The organism is Pseudorhodobacter ferrugineus DSM 5888, from assembly GCF_000420745.1.
In the GTDB taxonomy this organism is placed as follows: domain Bacteria; phylum Pseudomonadota; class Alphaproteobacteria; order Rhodobacterales; family Rhodobacteraceae; genus Pseudorhodobacter; species Pseudorhodobacter ferrugineus.
In genome coordinates, this window is record NZ_ATVN01000002.1 from 26,665 (window position 1) to 42,207 (window position 15,543).

General features: G+C 58.6%; 17 protein-coding genes. 8 read left to right on the plus strand and 9 right to left on the minus strand.

All coding sequences use genetic code 11. The features are described 5' to 3' along the window. Positions 1-120: 120 nt before the first annotated feature. Positions 121-621 (plus strand): type III secretion system chaperone family protein, encoded by a 501-nt coding sequence (locus G560_RS0101825; RefSeq protein ID WP_022702607.1) that lies wholly within the window; start codon positions 121-123, stop codon positions 619-621. A gap of 19 nt (positions 622-640) precedes the next feature. Here the strand turns inward: G560_RS0101825 and G560_RS0101830 are convergent, their stop codons facing one another. After that, positions 641-1,327, minus strand: coding sequence for a M50 family metallopeptidase (locus G560_RS0101830; RefSeq protein WP_022702608.1), 687 nt, complete (start codon positions 1,325-1,327; stop codon positions 641-643). Between the two features lie 72 nt (positions 1,328-1,399). Continuing rightward, the gene (locus tag G560_RS0101835) at positions 1,400-2,428 is read right to left on the minus strand and encodes an NADP-dependent oxidoreductase (protein WP_022702609.1); all 1,029 of its coding nucleotides are present in this window, start codon (positions 2,426-2,428) and stop codon (positions 1,400-1,402) included. A 129-nt stretch (positions 2,429-2,557) separates the two neighbouring features. On the opposite strand from G560_RS0101835, the gene proC reads away from it, so the two are divergent. The 4 genes from proC to G560_RS0101855 all read left to right on the plus strand — a co-directional run bounded on the left by proC (position 2,558) and on the right by G560_RS0101855 (position 5,445). Next, on the plus strand, positions 2,558-3,361 hold the full coding sequence (gene proC, locus G560_RS0101840) for a pyrroline-5-carboxylate reductase (RefSeq protein WP_022702610.1): 804 nt from the start codon (positions 2,558-2,560) through the stop codon (positions 3,359-3,361). Further along, positions 3,358-3,690 carry a tRNA-binding protein gene (locus G560_RS0101845; protein WP_022702611.1) on the plus strand — a complete coding sequence of 111 codons (333 nt, stop codon included), beginning with the start codon at positions 3,358-3,360 and terminating at the stop codon, positions 3,688-3,690. Before proC ends, G560_RS0101845 begins: the two co-directional genes overlap by 4 nt. Positions 3,691-3,716: 26 nt before the next feature. Continuing rightward, complete coding sequence (locus tag G560_RS0101850; protein ID WP_033419204.1) at positions 3,717-4,640, plus strand: 2-hydroxyacid dehydrogenase; 924 nt, start codon at positions 3,717-3,719, stop codon at positions 4,638-4,640. Positions 4,641-4,770: 130 nt separating this feature from the next. Beyond that, positions 4,771-5,445, plus strand: a complete 675-nt coding sequence (locus tag G560_RS0101855) for a sulfotransferase family protein (protein WP_022702613.1) — start codon at positions 4,771-4,773, stop codon at positions 5,443-5,445. Positions 5,446-5,481: 36 nt separating this feature from the next. On the opposite strand, the gene G560_RS0101860 is transcribed toward G560_RS0101855, so the two are convergent. From G560_RS0101860 to G560_RS0101890, 7 genes are all read right to left on the minus strand, one after another. After that, a complete protein-coding gene (locus G560_RS0101860) occupies positions 5,482-7,674 on the minus strand; it encodes an FAD-dependent oxidoreductase (RefSeq protein ID WP_022702614.1) in 2,193 nt (730 codons plus the stop codon). 68 nt (positions 7,675-7,742) lie between these two features. Then, entirely contained in the window at positions 7,743-8,954 is a 1,212-nt protein-coding gene (locus G560_RS0101865; protein WP_022702615.1) for an acetyl-CoA C-acetyltransferase, read from the minus strand. Positions 8,955-8,997: 43 nt separating this feature from the next. Beyond that, the gene (locus tag G560_RS0101870) at positions 8,998-9,639 is read right to left on the minus strand and encodes a glutathione S-transferase family protein (RefSeq protein WP_022702616.1); all 642 of its coding nucleotides are present in this window, start codon (positions 9,637-9,639) and stop codon (positions 8,998-9,000) included. A gap of 276 nt (positions 9,640-9,915) precedes the next feature. Next, positions 9,916-10,128: a hypothetical protein gene (locus G560_RS0101875; protein WP_022702617.1), complete on the minus strand. Its 213-nt coding sequence runs from the start codon at positions 10,126-10,128 to the stop codon at positions 9,916-9,918. Positions 10,129-10,181: 53 nt separating this feature from the next. Beyond that, a complete protein-coding gene (locus G560_RS0101880) occupies positions 10,182-11,957 on the minus strand; it encodes an acyl-CoA dehydrogenase C-terminal domain-containing protein (RefSeq protein WP_022702618.1) in 1,776 nt (591 codons plus the stop codon). Positions 11,958-11,993: 36 nt separating this feature from the next. Continuing rightward, complete coding sequence (locus G560_RS0101885; protein ID WP_022702619.1) at positions 11,994-12,404, minus strand: MerR family transcriptional regulator; 411 nt, start codon at positions 12,402-12,404, stop codon at positions 11,994-11,996. A 171-nt stretch (positions 12,405-12,575) separates the two neighbouring features. Next, on the minus strand, positions 12,576-12,941 hold the full coding sequence (locus G560_RS0101890) for a MerR family transcriptional regulator (protein ID WP_022702620.1): 366 nt from the start codon (positions 12,939-12,941) through the stop codon (positions 12,576-12,578). 130 nt (positions 12,942-13,071) lie between these two features. Between G560_RS0101890 and G560_RS0101895 the strand changes: the two genes are divergently transcribed. Genes G560_RS0101895 through G560_RS0101905 form a run of 3 tightly spaced genes read left to right on the plus strand, consistent with a single transcriptional unit; the run spans position 13,072 to position 15,379 of the window. After that, the gene (locus G560_RS0101895) at positions 13,072-13,506 is read left to right on the plus strand and encodes a PaaI family thioesterase (RefSeq protein WP_022702621.1); all 435 of its coding nucleotides are present in this window, start codon (positions 13,072-13,074) and stop codon (positions 13,504-13,506) included. Beyond that, on the plus strand, positions 13,503-14,057 hold the full coding sequence (locus G560_RS0101900) for a PaaI family thioesterase (protein WP_022702622.1): 555 nt from the start codon (positions 13,503-13,505) through the stop codon (positions 14,055-14,057). The genes G560_RS0101895 and G560_RS0101900 overlap by 4 nt, the downstream gene beginning before the upstream one ends. Further along, entirely contained in the window at positions 14,057-15,379 is a 1,323-nt protein-coding gene (locus G560_RS0101905) for an MATE family efflux transporter (RefSeq protein ID WP_022702623.1), read from the plus strand. Before G560_RS0101900 ends, G560_RS0101905 begins: the two co-directional genes overlap by 1 nt. Positions 15,380-15,543 lie beyond the last annotated feature (164 nt).

The following is a 15,543-nucleotide window of genomic DNA, read 5'->3' on the forward strand; positions in this document are numbered from 1 at the left end:
CACTATATTTAGTAAGGGGTTTGTTAGCGGAACGCTGTTTCTTGCTGAACACACAGCTTCTTGTGGTGCGCGCATAGAGTATGGGCATAGCGGCAAGGGGTATAAAAACGAGGCTGGGCAATGTCACTTTCTGAGGACTATCTGTCGGATGATATCCATCCGATCGACATCGTGGAAACGCTGGCACAGAACCATGCGTGGGAATTTGACCGCGTCACCGATGACCAGATTGCGATGTCTGTCGAAGGGCAGTGGCGCACCTATTCTCTGACGCTGGCTTGGTCGGCGCAGGATGAAACCTTGCGCCTGATTTGCACGTTTGAGATGGAACCGCCAGAGGGGCGAATCTCGGCGTTGTATGATGTGATGAACCGCTGCAACGATATGGTTTGGACCGGCGCGTTTACGTGGTGGGGCGACCAAAAGCTGATGGTATGGCGCTATGGGTTGTGCCTTGCGGGTGGGCAGATCGCCGGACCTGAACAGATTGACCGCCTTATTTCCAGTGCGGTGATGGCAGCGGAGCGGTTTTATCCGGCGTTCCAATTGGTTACTTGGGCCGATCACACGCCCGAAGCGGCGATGAAGGTTGCGATTGCCGAGGCTTACGGGCGGGCGTGATGGTCGGCTGTTGGCGGGTTTAGTCCAAACCCGACCTGTCAAAGAGGATGTTGCTGCTTTGGCCAAAGATGTAGCGCATGCAAAAAGCGATCACGATGACGCTCAGTATCAGCCAAAGCCCGCCCCAGAACAGCGTTGGGCCGCCAAACTCTTCGGCAAGCATGTAGGCGTCAGAGCGTTCGTTTGATCGGGCGATGGTGTCGCTGAATATGTCATATGGAACATAGATCAGGCTGCACAGCCCGATGACGCGCAGGATTAGGTCACTGATATTTCGGTTGAGGTAACGCGCTGTTGCCAGCATCGCGGTCCCAGTCAGTGTGCAAAACACCAATGGAAAAAAGTCTCGGATATAGAAGCCTGCTATCAAAAGTGTGACAAGGCCGCAGCCTGCCATAACCGCGCGATCGGCATGGGTGCGCAGCGCGATCAGCAGCAGCATCGCGCCAAGCAGGAGTGAGCCAAGATAACCAGCGGACAGGGTTAAAAACCGATTTCCACCCTGTAACATGGCTTGTCCGCCCTGTTGCGGGGACAGTGAAATTTCGGCGATGGAACCGCCGGTCAAGATGGCCGCTAGCCCGTGCGAGAGTTCATGCATGAACACCACGAGTATTTTGAAAGGGAGGACGACGGGCGTATTCCAAAGCATGAAGACAAGTCCCGTAAGGGTGAGAAGTTGCCAATGCCTCTTTAGGATTTGCATGTTACGCCCGCTTTTTCCGCCATTTTTTCAACTCAGCAAAACCGCTCTGTCCCAAAATGCAAGGCTTTCGCGTCAAACCTTCACGACCATTTTGCCAAAGCTCCGCCCTTCCAACAGGTCGTAAAAGGCTTGGGGCGCTGCCTCCAGCCCGTCGATCATTTGTTCGGTGTAGTGCATTTTGCCCGCCTGCAACCAACCCGTCATGTCGCGTGCAAACTCGGCATAAAGGCTGCGTGGGAAGCTGTCGAAGATGATGAAGCCTTGCATTTTCACCTTCATCCGCAGAATGGTGCCCATGATCGCGGGGCCCATGTCGGGACCATCAAGCAGGCCGGGCAGGTTGTACCATGACACCACGCCACACACCGGGATGCGGGCGAAGGCGTTGAGCAAGGGCAGCACGGCATAGAGCACCTTGCCGCCGACGTTTTCGAAATAGACATCAATACCCGATGGACAGGCCGCCTTTAACTGCGCCGCAAAATCAGGGGCTTTGTGGTCGATGCAGGCGTCAAAGCCCAGCACATCCACCACATGCGCGCATTTTTCGGGCCCGCCCGCGATGCCCACCACGCGGCAGCCTTTGATCTTGGCAATCTGGCCCACGGTGGCCCCCACAGGGCCAGTGGCGGCGGCGACCACGACGGTTTCACCTGGTTGAGGCTCGGCTATTTTCAGCAGGCCCGCATAGGCGGTGTACCCTGGCATCCCCATGATCCCCAACGCCCACGACGGGTTGGCGGGGTTTGGCCCAAGGTTCAGCACATCCACCCCGTCTGACAGCGCGTAATCTTGCCAGCCATTCCCCGCCAGCACATAGTCGCCAGGGGTAAAGGCGTCGAGGTTGGACAGCATCACCTCGGCCACCACTTGCCCTGTCATCACGCCGCCAATCGCCACGGGTTCGGCATAGGATTTCGCATCATTCATCCGGCCGCGCATGTAAGGGTCCAGCGACAGATAGGCCGAGCGCAGCAGCATTTGCCCTGGTCCGGGGGATGGAATGGCCGTCGTGTCCATGCGCAAGGTGTTCGCATCGGGGGCACCCTTGGGGCGCTGGGCCAGAACGATACGGCGGTTTGTTTGGGCGTTTTGCGGCATGGTGTTTCCTTTGTGGCTGGGTGCAACCTAAGGCGTGGAGACATGGGGAAACAAGGGGCGGTGGCGGAAAAGAAAGTGATTCAGCTTTGCGGCGTTTCGCGTTAGGTTTGGGGAAATGCAGGGGGTCTTATGGATTTGACGGATGTAAACGCGCGTGGCTTGGTGCTGCTGGGCTGCGGTAAAATGGGGTCGGCTATGCTGCAAGGCTGGTTGGCGCAGGGGGTGCAGGCGGGGTCGGTTTGGGTCAATGATCCGTTTCCGAGCGATTGGCTGCGTGGCACAGGGGTGAACCTGAATGTAACTTTGCCTGATTTGCCCGCGATTGTGCTGATCGCTGTCAAACCGCAGATGATGGCCGAGGCGCTGCCGACCTTGGCCGCGCTTGGCAATGGGACGACGCTGTTTGTGTCGGTCGCGGCGGGCACGACAATTGCGTTTTATGAACGGATTTTGGGGGCGCAAACGCCGATCATCCGCGCCATGCCCAATACGCCAGCCGCCGTGTCGCGCGGCATTACGGCGATTTGCGGCAATTCGGTTGCGACTGCGGCGCATATGGCATTGGCCGAGGCGCTGTTGCGTGCCGTGGGGCAGGTCGTGCGGCTGGAGGGCGAGCATCAGATGGATGCTGTCACGGGGTTGTCAGGGTCCGGGCCCGCCTATGTGTTTCATATGATCGAAGCCATGGCAAAAGCGGGCGAGGCGGTTGGCCTTGCGCCCGATCTGGCCATGACCCTAGCGCGCGCTACGGTGTGCGGTGCAGGCGAACTGGCGCATCAGGCGCATGAGAGTGCAGAGCAGCTGCGGATCAACGTCACCTCGCCCGGTGGCACCACTGCGGCAGGTTTGGCCGTGTTGATGGCGGAATTGCCCGCCTTGATGACGCGGACTGTGGCTGCGGCCACCAACCGCGGCAAGGAGTTGGGAAAATGATAACCTATGACCAGTTCGAGGCGGTCGATATTCGCGTCGGCACCATAACCCGCGCCGAACCTTTCCCTGAGGCGCGCAAACCGGCGATCAAGCTGTGGGTCGATTTTGGCGGGGATATTGGCGAAAAACGGTCTTCGGCCCAGATCACGGCGCATTACACACCCGAAGAGTTGGTCGGGCGGCAAGTGCTCGCTGTGGTGAACTTTCCGCCGCGCCAGATTGGCAAGGTTATGTCTGAGGTGTTGGTGCTGGGCGTGCCGGATGCGGCAGGTGAAGTGGTGCTGATCGGTCCCAGCCTGCCCGTACCAGATGGAGGAAAACTGTTTTGAAACCCGAAGTTTACATCACCCGCCCGATGCCCGGCAAAGTCATCGCCGAGGCGATCCGGCATTTTTCCCTTACGATCCGCGAAGACACGACGCCCCTGACGCCCGAGGAATGCGGCGCAATGCTGCACCAATATGATGCGATTTTGCCAACCTTGGGCGACCCTTTCGCCGCTGGCGTATTTGCCAAAAACCACGCGCCGCGCTGCCGGTTGCTGGCCAATTTCGGCGTGGGCTATAACCATATCGACGTGGCGGCGGCCAAAGCGGCGGGTGTGATTGTCACCAATACGCCAGGGGCTGTAACCGATGCCACGGCTGATATTGCGCTGACCTTGATGCTGATGACCGCGCGGCGGGCAGGCGAAGGCGAACGCATGCTGCGGGCAGGTGCATGGCAAGGCTGGCACCCGACCCAAATGCTGGGCGCGCATATGTCGGGCAAAAGCCTTGGTATCATCGGCATGGGGCGGATTGGTAAGGCTATTGCCAAACGCGCGCATTACGGCTTTGGCATGCCGGTGCGGTTTTACAACCGCTCGCCCGTGGCAAACCCCGGTGTGCCCGCTGAACAGGTGGCCTTTGACGAGGCTCTGGCGGCGGACTTTGTTGTCATCGCCGTACCCGGTGGCCCTGCGACCCGCCATTTGATCGACGCAGACGCCCTTGAAAAAATGCCGCTGCACGCCTTCCTGATCAACATTGCTCGCGGCGATATTGTGGATGAGGCAGCTTTGATCGCGGCCTTGGACGCAGGCATCATCGCCGGCGCTGGCCTTGATGTCTATGAACATGAACCAAAGGTCGCTGCAGGTTTAATAGCACGGGAAAATGTTACCCTGTTGCCCCATCTGGGCACGGCGGCACTAGAGGTGCGCGAGGCGATGGGCCTGATGGCGGTAGATAACCTGCTTGCGTTTTTTGAGGGCAAACCCTTGCCGAATGTTGTCTGACCATGGCTTTCTTTTCGGTCCAAATATCCTCGCCGAAGGCACTGTCCGGGCGTAAACACGGCCCTGACAGGCACAAGGGCCAACGCCGCCTGCGGGGGCTCGATGCCCCCAATGGCGGCTCCTCCCTGCCATGATCATATCCCATGGCCGCAATTATATTTTTGTCCACATCCCCAAAACGGGGGGCACGGCGCTGACCCTGGCGCTAGAGGCGCGGGCGATGAAGGATGATATTCTGATCGGGGACACGCCCAAGGCGCAGGCGCGTAAGGGGCGGCTCAAGGGGTTGAAGGCCGCAGGGCGGCTTTGGAAACATTCGACTTTGGCGGATATTGACGTGGTGGTGACGGCTGAGGATTTGGCCGCGATGTTCACCTTAACATTGGTGCGCAACCCTTGGGACAAGGCCGTCAGCTATTACCACTGGCTGCAAGGCCAAGGCTTTGACCACCCCGCAGTGGCCTTGTCCAAGCAATTGAGTTTCGGGGATTTCCTGCACCATTCGCAAACCCAAAGCAGCTTTCGCGCCTGGCCTGCAAGCGCCTATATGCGGGGTGCGGATGGGGGTGAGCATTGCACAGCCTATCTGCGCCTTGAACATCTGGACCAAGATATCGCCCCGTTTGAGGCGCATTTGGGGTTCCGGCTTACACCTTTGGAACGCGCCAATGCCTCTACACGGCAGCGCGATTGGCGGGGGTATTATTCCGATGCCGATGCAGCCCTTTTGGCCGATCTTTGCGCCGAGGATATCGCACGGTTTGGCTATGGGTTTGACGATATCAAAAAGGGCGGCACCGATTAGGATGCCGCCCTTTTATGTTCGCAATCGGCGCGGGCGTCAGGCCGCTTTTTGTTGCGGGGCAAAGCGTGTGTAGAACCCGTCACCTTTTGCCGCCATATCGCGCAGCAGGGCAGGCGTTTTGAAACGGTCGCCAAATTCGGCGGTCAATGCATCGCAAATCTCTACCGCGCGCGGTGCCCCGATCATATCCAGCCACGACAGCGGGCCACCCGACCACGGCGCAAAGCCCCAGCCAAGGATCGCGCCGACATCGCCTTCGCGGATGTCCATCAACACGCCATCTTCCAGCGCGCGCACGGCTTCCAAAACCTGCGCCATCAGCAAGCGGTGCTGGACCAGCGTCAGGTCCGGCTGGTCATCTGCCACGGGATAGGCGGTTGCCAAGCCGTCCCACAGGTCGGCGCGCTTGCCTTTTTCGTCATAGCTGTAGAACCCCGCGTTCGACTTTTTGCCCAAACGGCCCTGATCGGCCATCGCAAACAACACCGCATCCACCGCGCCGTCGGGATAAGCATCGCCCATTGCCAGACGCGTGGCCTTGGCGATTTTCACGCCCAGATCAATCGAGGTTTCATCGACCAGTTGCAGCGGCCCCAAGGGCATACCCACCAGCTTGGCCGCGTTTTCGATCAGCACGGGTTCGACGCCTTCGGCCAGCATGCGAATGCCTTCGTTGATGTAGGGAATGATGCAGCGGTTGGCATAGAAAAAACGGGCATCATTGACCACAATCGGCGTTTTGCGGATTTGGCGCACGAAATCCAGCGCCTTCGCCACAGCACGGTCGCCTGTTGCCTTGCCGCGAATGATTTCCACAAGCAGCATTTTATCCACAGGCGAAAAGAAGTGGATGCCGATAAATTGGTCTTGGCGGGCACTTGCCTTGGCCAGATCGGTGATCGGCAGCGTCGAGGTGTTGGTGGCGAAAATACAATCGGGGCCGACGACCGCCTCAACCTTTTTCGTCACCTCGGCTTTGACGCCCATATCTTCAAACACTGCTTCGACGATCAGATCACAGCCGGCTAGGGCTGCGTAATCTGTGGTGGCAGTGATGCGGGCCAATACTTCGGCTTTCTTGTCCTCGGTCACTTTCTTGCGGCTGATGCCTTTGTCCAAGATGCCCGCAGAATAGGATTTGCCACGGTCGGCAGCGTCTTGGGCGGCATCGATCAACACCACTTCTATCCCCGCATTTGCCGAGACATAGGCGATGCCCGCCCCCATCATGCCAGCCCCGATGATGCCGAGTTTTTTGACGGTCTGGTCAGGGGCAGCAGGGCGCACGGCCCCTTTTTCCAACGCCTCTTTGTTGATGAACAGGCTACGGATCATCGCACTGGAGGACGGGTTCATCAAAACGGATGTAAACCAGCGCGCCTCAATTTTCAGGGCCACGTCAAAGGGCACCATTGCGCCCTCATAGACTGCCGAGAGCAAAGCCTTGGCCGCAGGATAAACGCCCATGGTTTTGGAGTGGACCATCGCGCTTGCGCCCACAAAGGTCATGAACCCCGCCGGATGATAGGGCGCGCCGCCGGGCATTTTATAGCCCTTGGCATCCCAAGGTTTCACCATATCGACATCTTTGGCCGCCAGCACCCATTCCTTGGCGCGGGTCAGCAGGTCCTCAGGGGCGACGACTTCGTCAATGATACCTGCGGATTTCGCCGTTTTGGGATCAGACAGCTTGCCTTCCAGCAAAAAGGGTGCGGCCATCATCGCGCCCATTTTGCGGACAAGGCGGGTGGTGCCGCCCGCGCCGGGGAAGATACCAACCATGATTTCCGGCAAGCCGATCTTGGCTTTCGGATTGTCGGCGGCGATGATGCGGTGGCAGGCCAGCGGGATTTCCAGACCAATCCCAAGCGCGGTACCGGGCAGCGCCGCGACAATCGGCTTGCCGCCTTTCAGGGTTTTTGGGTCCATGCCAGCGCGTTCGATCTTGCGCAAAATGGCATGCATGTTCATCACGCCGTCAAAGATGCCCTTGGCCCCGCCATCCTCGCGCATTTTGGCGATGACGTTCAGGTCCATCCCGCCTGCGAAATCTTTCTTCGCGGATGTGATGATGATACCTTTGACGGCCGCATCCGCGAGTGCCGCGTCAATCAAGCTGTCCAGCAAGGCAAAGCCTGCCAGCGACATCACGTTCATGGATTTATCGGCCACATCCCAAGTAATCGTGGCGACCCCATCGGCGTCTGTTTTCGATATAAAATCAGTCATTTGGGTGGTTCCTTTGGAAAGTAGATACGCCAGCGGCCCGTGTATTGGTGCAAAAGGCGGCCATGGCGTTAAACCCGTTCGATGATCGTGGCAGCACCCATGCCGGATGCGATGCAAAGGGTGGCAAGGCCCACTTCTTTGTCCGAGCGTTCCAGCTCATCCAGCAGCGCACCAATGATGATGGCCCCCGTGGCCCCCAAAGGGTGGCCCATTGCGATGGAGCCGCCGTTCACGTTGACGCGTGCAGGGTCTACGTTGAAGGCTTGTTGAAAGCGCAGCACGACCGAGGCAAAGGCTTCGTTTACCTCGAACAGATCAATATCGCCGATGGTCATGCCATGGTCGGCAAGGATTTTATGGGTGACGGGCACGGGGCCCGTCAGCATGATCGTGGGGTCAGTGCCGATTTTGGCAGTGGCGCGGATGCGCGCGCGGGGTTTTAGGCCGAAGCGTTCGCCAAATTCCTTGTTGCCGATCAGCACGGCGGCGGCCCCATCGACGATGCCGCTGGAATTGCCGGCGTGGTGGATGTGGTTGATGTGCGACAGGTGCGGGTATTTCATCATCGCGATTTTATCGAAACCGGGCATCACCTCGCCCATATCCTTGAACGCGGGTTTCAGGCTGCCAAGGCTTTGCATATCGGTGCCGGGGCGCATGTATTCGTCACGGTCCAGAATGGTCAGGCCGTTTTGATCGGTGATTGTGATGATGGATTTGGCAAAGCGGTTTTCGGCCCAGGCTTGGGCGGCGCGCTTCTGGCTTTCCACCGCCAAAGCATCGGCCATATCGCGGGTAAAACCGTATTCGGTGGCGATGATATCGGCGGAAATCCCTTGCGGTACGAAATAGGTTTTCATGGCAAGGCTGGGATCGACCGCAATGGCCGCCCCGTCAGACCCCATCGCCACACGGCCCATCATTTCCACGCCGCCCGCGATGTAGCCCATGCCCGCGCCGCCACGGATCTGGTTGGCGGCGATATTCACCGCCTCCATCCCGCTGGCACAAAAGCGGTTGATGGCAAGGCCGGGGATGCGTTCATCAAGGTCCGAGGCCAGCACAGCCGAGCGTGCAAGGCAACCGCCCTGTTCACCGACTTGGGTGACGTTGCCCCAAATTACATCTTCGACCGCGTGGCCTTCGAGCCCGTTGCGCGATTTGACGGCGTTCAACACCTTGGCCGACAGCGCGACCGAGGTCAGTTCATGCAGGCTGCCATCGGGGCGGCCTTTGCCACGGGGCGCGCGAACGGCGTCATAGATATAGGCTTCGGTCATTGGGTGTCTCCCGGTCTTTGGGTATTGGATGCGAAGGGTGGGGCTAGGTTTTGGCACGGTCAGAGGGGTTGCCCGGCATCATGTCATAGGGGGCTTTCCAACCCGGAAGCTCTGCTATCTGATCAAGCCAGCGGGTGATATGGGGCCAGTCGGCACGGTCAAAGCCGAAGGGTTCGGGGTAGTAAAGGTAACCACAGCACGACAAGTCTGCGATGGAGACTTGATCACCCACGATCCAATCGGATGTGGCAAGGTGGTCGTTCAGAATTGTGTAAGACGCTTTCAGGCGTGCCTGATTAAACGCAATCACGGCCTCGGGGCGCTTGTCTGCAGGAAGGAAGTTCATCAAGAACCGGGTCGTGCCTGCAACGCCGGAGAGCTTGTGATTGTCCCAAAACATCCAGCGCAAAACCTCGCGCCGCTCGGCCGCAGAACGCCCCCCCAATTTGCCGGTTTTCGAGCTGATATAATCAAGGATGACGCCCGATTGCGTCAGCGTCGTATCGCCATCGACCAAGACAGGCACTTCACCCATTTCGTTGATGGCGCGGAATTCCGGGCTGCGTGCCTCGCCGCTGAAGAAGTCGACAAAGACTGGATCCCAGTCCATATCGGCAAGGGTGAGGGCCAGCGCGGCCTTGTAAGCATTGCCGCTTTCGCCAAAGCAATAGAGTTTCGCGGTCATAAGATCGGTCTCCTTATTGAGGGGCAGGGCGGGGGTTTCACACCCCCGCACCCCCGTGAGGTGTATGCGCCAAGATGAATAAGGGTTTGTTAACCATCCTGATGTATCGATTGTTTTGCGGTACAGGCTGAGGAGCCGATGACCGCCCAAGGTGAAGTCGCCCCGGTCTTGATGTGAAGCTCTCGCATGGATTGGACCGATCCCCTGAACCGGGGCGCATTCTTTGGTATTTCATCTTGGCAAAAATACCTAAAAACGGTTCCTCATGTGAGCGGCTTAGGTTTTACGCTCCTCTAATTCCGAATTGAACAATCGCAGGCGGTGGGTCATCGTGTTGTGATCGATTACCGAGTTAAAGTTTTCAAACAAGAACGACAGCGCCTCGCCTTCGTCCAGCCCTGCTTCACCCGCGAACCGTCTGAGGCGGCGATAACCGTCTTCGGTCATGGCGACCGGAAAGCGGCGGGTGAGGCGAAAACGTTTTGGCATGGGCAGGCTCCGTTTGGAAAGCAGGGGTAGGGTGGGTGATAACCCACCTTACCTTAGAACGCCTCGGCGGCGAGTGCCATCACAGGCTCCGCTCCGCTTTCGATACGGGCCAGGTGCATGCCTGTCGCGGGCATGTGGCGGGCCATATAATATCGGCCTGTGGCGATTTTGGTGGCAAGGAACGTGGCGTCGCCCGTGCCTGCATCTTGTGCCGCAAAGGCGGCTTTGGCCATACGTGCCCACATGAAGCCAAGGCAGACATGGCCCATCATGTGCATAAAATCATAGGACCCTGACAGCGCATTGTTCGGGTTTTTCATACCGTTTTGCATGAAATACATCGCGGCTGCTTGCAGGTCTTTGGAACCTGCTTTCAGGGCGTCATTGAACGGTTTCATCCGCTCATCTTCGCTGTTTTCTTTGATGAAGCTTTTGATCATCTCAAAGAACGCCATCACATGCTTGCCGCCATCCTGCGCCAGCTTGCGTCCCACAAGGTCAAGCGACTGGATGCCGTTCGCGCCTTCATAGATCTGGGCAATACGGGCATCGCGGACGAACTGCGACATGCCATTTTCTTCGATATAGCCATGGCCGCCCCAGACTTGCTGCGCATTCACGGCCATTTCAAACCCTTTGTCGGTTTGGAACCCTTTGATGACGGGGGTCATCAGGGAAATCAGCCCTTCGGCATCGGCGTCATCCATGCGGACAGAACGGTCGATCAGATGCGCGCCCCAGAACGTAAACGCGCGCGCGCCTTCGACAAAGCTTTTCTGGTCCATCAAATTGCGCCGAATGTCGGGGTGGACGATCAGCGGATCAGCGGGACCCGATGGGTTTTCGGCGCCTGTCACTGCGCGGCCTTGCAGGCGGTCATTCGCATAGGCGACGGCGTTTTGATACGCAGCTTCGGCCACGGCATAGCCTTGCAGGCCGACGCCCAAACGCGCCTCGTTCATCATGGTGAACATGGCCTTCATGCCCTTGTGCAGATCGCCCAGCAGCCAGCCTTTGGCCCCGTCATAGTTCATCACGCAGGTCGCGTTGCCGTGGATGCCCATTTTATGTTCGATAGACCCGACCGTGACGCCGTTACGATCCCCAAGCGAGCCATCGTCATTGACCAAAAACTTGGGCACGATGAACAGCGACACGCCTTTGATACCATCCGGCCCGCCGGCGGCCTTGGCCAGCACCAGATGGATGATATTCTCGGCCAGATCATGTTCGCCTGCCGAGATAAAGATCTTTTGGCCGGTGATGGCGTAGGAGCCATCATCTTGCGGGTCGGCTTTGGTGCGCATCAGGCCCAGATCGGTGCCGCAATGCGGTTCGGTCAGGTTCATTGTGCCGGTCCAGTCACACGAAACCATCTTGGGCAGGTATTTGGCCTTTTGCTCATCCGTGCCATGCGCGTGGATCGCAGAATAGGCGCCGTGGGTCAGGCCTTGGTACATGTTGAAGGCCATGTTGGCCGAGACTAAAATCTCACCCACCGCGGTGCCCATCAGATATGGCAGGCCTTGGCCACCGTATTCGGGGTCACAATCAAGGGCGGTCCAGCCGCCGTCTTTCATCGCTGCAAAGGCCTTGTCGAACCCTTTTGGCGTGCGCACCACACCGTTTTCCAGTGTGCAGCCTTCTTGATCGCCCGACAGGTTCAAGGGGGCCAGCACGTCGCGTGCCACTTTGCCCGCCTCTTCCAGCACGGCGCTGGTAAAGTCTGCTTCCAGATCCTCATACCCCGGCACGCCGGTTTCGGTGACGTTCAGCACGTCTTGCAACAAGAACTGAATGTCTTGGACGGGGGCATTATAGATGGGCATCGGACTCTCCCTGAAATTGGTCTTGATGCGGCCGGATCAGGCCGCGGATTGGGTCTTGTTTTCGGCGGAATAGGTTTGGAACATGTCAGCCCCACCCGCCAATTCGGTCTTTAACTCGGCAATCGCCTCGGTCAGTTCGTCGCGCTGCTGTTCCATTTGGACCAGCCGTTCTTGGGCCAGCGCATAGGTGCGCAAGTATTGCGAACGCTCGGAGCCTTCGAGGTCATACATGTCCAGCAATTGCCGGATATCTTCGAGGCTGAAGCCAAAACGCTTGCCACGCAGGATCAGTTTCAGGCGCGCGCGGTCGCGGCGGTTATAGAGGCGCTTGGTTCCTTCGCGCTTTGGAAAGATCAATTCTTTCGCCTCGTAAAAGCGCAGGGTGCGCGGGGTTACATCAAACGCGTCACACATGTCGCGGATTGTTAGCAGGTCATTGGCGGTCATCACGTGTCTCACAGCTCCCAAGGGCAATTGTGGGGCATGCAGCCCCTTCCGTTAGGTCACATGGTAATGTTGAGATTAGCTTACCAGAGCAATTGACGTTAACGTCACCGTGACGTCACGTCAGATCAAAAGGTGACGCTGTGTCAGGCCAGATATAGCTAAAAACGGGGGTCAGATTTCTTTGGCGGCGGTGTCACGCAAGGCGCGCAAGTCGGCGATTGTCACGTCCAATTCGCAGCGCTGGCGGTCAAGTTCGGCCAATTGGCGGTCGGCAAGGGCAAGCCATGCCTGCAATTGCGACTTGTCGCCTTTTTGGCGGTAGATCATCAGCCATTGGCGGATTTCTTCCAGACTGAAACCGAACCGCCTGCCGCGCAAAATAAGGGTCATGCGTGCAATTTCACGAGAGGTGTACCAACGGGCGCGGCCTTCTTTTTCCGGCTCAATCAATTCAATATATTCGTAATAGCGCAAGGTGCGCGGTGTTACGTCAAACTTGGCGCACATTTCTTTAAAGCTGAGACGCGTGTCGGACATTTCAGTTTCTCCCTTGGGGCAAAGACTAAGCCGATGTTGCCCGCAGTGCAATCGCTGGTAGCATCGACGCGAGGGGGCTTGCAGGCGGGCGGTCAATCGGGACTATGGCGGTAACAAAGGATGGGCTGAAATGATTGATAGCAAAAAATTCGTGCGCCAATTCATCGAGGCACTGCCGCATAGTCAGGCCTTGGGGATGGAACTGGAAATGCTAAAGGACGGCGTGGCTGTGGTCGCCATGCCCTATGACACCCGCTTTATCGGGGATCCGGCGACGGGGGTTATTCATGGAGGTGCCGTTTCGGCGTTGATGGATACGGCGTCGGGAGCGGCGGTGATGTGCCATCCGTCGCAACCGGCATCGACCGCGACGATTGACCTGCGTATTGATTATATGCGCCCTGCGACCCCCGGCCAACGGATTACTGCGCGGGCGGAATGTTACCATGTCACGCGGTCTGTGGCCTTTGTGCGGGTGACAACCACGGATGAGGATAGCGCGCGGCCCGTGGCCACGGCCACCGGCGCCTTTACCATCGAACCTATGAAGGGAGCCAAGGCATGACACGCGATGCACCCAAGCGGCCCCGCCCTGAACCCGTGCAAGTGATCAAGCAGCGCCGCGATGCGGCCTTGCACCGTTTGGTGGACGGGGTGCCCTATATCCAGTTTCTGGGCATCAAGTTTGATCGGCGCGGGGATGAATTGACCGCCGTTCTGCCCTTTGATGAAAAGCTGATCGGCAACCCGATGTTGCCTGCGATTCACGGCGGGGTGACAGCGGCGTTTCTGGAAGTGGCGGCTATTATCGAGTTGAGTTGGTCGATGCTGTGGGAGGATATGGAGCAGGGCCGGTTTGATGCGGCGGCATCCGATGCCGTGGCCCAGGTACGCCTGCCGAAAACCATCGATTTTACGGTGGATTACCTGCGATCCGGTCTGCCTCGTGATGCTTATGCGCGGGCGCGGATCAACCGATCGGGGCGGCGTTATGCAAGCGTGCATGTGGAGGCGTGGCAAGACAATCGCAGCCGTTTGTTTGCCCAAGCCACGGGCCATTTCCTGATGCCCGCGCGCGAGGATGAGGCGGGCTCCACGGGGTTGCTGGCCACCTGATGCAGTTGGCCGGAATCACCCATGCCCGCGTGATGCGGGTCGCGGTGCCTATTGTTTTGGCCAATGTGACCGTGCCGCTGTTGGGCGCGGTGGATACGGCTGTGGTGGGCCAAATGGGGCTGCCTGCCCCGATTGGCGCAGTGGGGTTGGGGGCGATTATCCTGTCGTCGGTCTATTGGATATTCGGGTTTTTGCGGATGGGCACCACGGGGCTGGCATCGCAAGCCTTTGGTGCAGACGACCACGCCGAAGGGACCGCGATTTTGCTGCGGGCCTTGATGATCGGGGCGGCGGCGGGGGTGTTTTTCATTCTGGTGCAAGTGCCGTTGTTTTGGGGGGCTTTGTGGGTGTCGCCGGGCAGTGAGGCCGTAGAAAGCCTTGCGCAGGAGTATCTGCAACTGCGGATTTGGGGCGCGCCTGCAACGATTGCGCTTTATGCGGTCACGGGGTGGTTGATTGCGACCGAACGCACGCGGTCGGTGTTGATTTTGCAGATCTGGATCAACGGGGTCAATATCGGGTTGGATTTGTGGTTCGTGTTGGGCCTTGGCTGGGGCGTCGAAGGGGTGGCGATTGCCACGCTGATTGCGGAATGGACCGGGTTGGCGTTCGGGTTGTGGTTGTGCCGCGCGGCGTTTGGGGCGGCGCTGGCCCCCGCGTTGGCGCGACTGCGGGATGCGGCTGCGTTGCGGCATATGGCGGTGGTCAATGGTGACATTATGATCCGGTCGGTGTTGCTGCAAATCAGCTTTACCAGCTTTTTGTTTCTGGGTGCGGGGCAGGGCGATGTGACCTTGGCCGCCAATCAGGTGCTGATGCAATTTCTGACGATTGCGGCATTTTTCCTTGATGGTTTCGCCTTTGCGGCCGAGGCACTGGTGGGCCAAGCGGTGGGCGCGCGGTCGGTGATTGCGGCGCGGCGGGCGTCATTGGTCAGCACGCAATGGGGGGTGGGGGCGGTTCTTTGCTTGTCCCTGGTCTACCTTGTTGCGGGGCCTGCGCTGATTGATCTGATGACCACTGCGCCCAATGTGCGGCTGGTGGCGCGGGATTATTTGCCGTGGCTGGTGGCGGCCCCGATTGTGGGCGTTTGGGCGTGGATGCTGGACGGGATCTTCATCGGCGCCACGCTGACACGGGAAATGCGGCAAACGATGTTGCTGTCTGTTCTGGCCTATGGTGCGGCGTTGCTGGTTTTGGTGCCGATTTGGGGCAATCACGGGCTGTGGGCGGCGCTGATGGTGCTGAACATTACGCGCGGCATCACCATGGGGCGCAAATGGTCGATGGTGGAACAAAAGGCCGCTGGCGCTAAACCCTGAAGCCACAATAACCCATAGGCATCCAGCCTTTCCGTGCAAAAGGAAGGGAAAGCCGCTTCGGGGGTTATAGTTTATGTCGTTTTCTGGCAAAAGGTCGCAAATAGGCCTTATCCACCGCAAGCTGCGCCAGCCGTTTGGCAAGCGGCGCCTAGACTTTGCGATGG